The sequence below is a fragment of the Microvirga soli genome (assembly GCF_016734765.1).
Taxonomy (GTDB): domain Bacteria; phylum Pseudomonadota; class Alphaproteobacteria; order Rhizobiales; family Beijerinckiaceae; genus Microvirga; species Microvirga soli.
Window position 1 is genome coordinate 1 of sequence record NZ_JAERQE010000165.1, and the last position, 770, is coordinate 770.

The 770-nt window shown below is 60.8% G+C and carries 1 protein-coding gene; it reads right to left on the reverse strand.

Annotated features, from left to right (window positions below):
* Positions 1 to 15 precede the first annotated feature (15 nt).
* Positions 16 to 717, reverse strand: coding sequence for an IS6 family transposase (locus JKL45_RS29685; protein WP_201865371.1), 702 nt, complete (start codon positions 715 to 717; stop codon positions 16 to 18).
* Positions 718 to 770: the final 53 nt, after the last annotated feature.

Below are 770 nucleotides of genomic sequence, written 5' to 3' on the forward strand. Positions count from 1 at the left end.
GGCCGCTTAACCAGCTCAATCAATGAGACCCGCCGCGGCTCTCCATTCTGCCATGGCGTTGATGCGATAGAGGTGGATACCAAGGGCGGAGCGGCGGGAACGAGGTGGGACGAAGAGGTTGCGGACGGCTGAGAAGACAGTGGTAAACCTCTGCAGGCCTCCCGGTGATCGAAAGCCTTGCATGATCCGCTCGCGTCGGCGCAGCGGCAGATGCGAATTCTCTGCCCTGTTATTCGGCCTCTTGTGCGAACGATGCTCGACCGATGGCATGACCTGGCGGCGAGCGGCAGCATAGGAGCCGAGCTTGTCGGTGATCATCCGCCGCGGCGCACCGCCCTGCTTCTTCAACAGACGCCTCAGCAAGCGCTTGGCGGCCTTGGTATCACGCCGGCTCTGAACGATCTCGTCAAGGACATATCCGTTCTGGTCGATGGCCCGCCAGAGCCAGTGCCTCTTGCCCGCTATGGTGATTACGACCTCGTCGAGGTGCCAGATGTCATGGCGGCTCGGCGCTTTGCGCTTGAGGCGGCGGGCGTAAATCGATCCAAACTTCAGAGCCCACCGCTGGACGGTCTCGTAAGAGACGAGGATGCCGCGCTCGAGCAGCATCTCCTCGACCAGCCGAAGGCTCAGTGGGAACTGGAAGTACAACCAGACCGCATGGGTAATGACCTCAGGTGGGAAACGATGGCGCTTGTAGATAACGGGTTTGGTCATGCCAACCCGTCTACACGCCTTGTCACCGTGCTCGGGTTAACGTGACAAACCCG

Coding starts and splice junctions, on each gene's coding strand:
- JKL45_RS29685 (WP_201865371.1), bottom strand. CDS start 717: ATGACCAAACCCGTTATCTACAAGCGCCATCGTTTCCCACCTGAGGTC.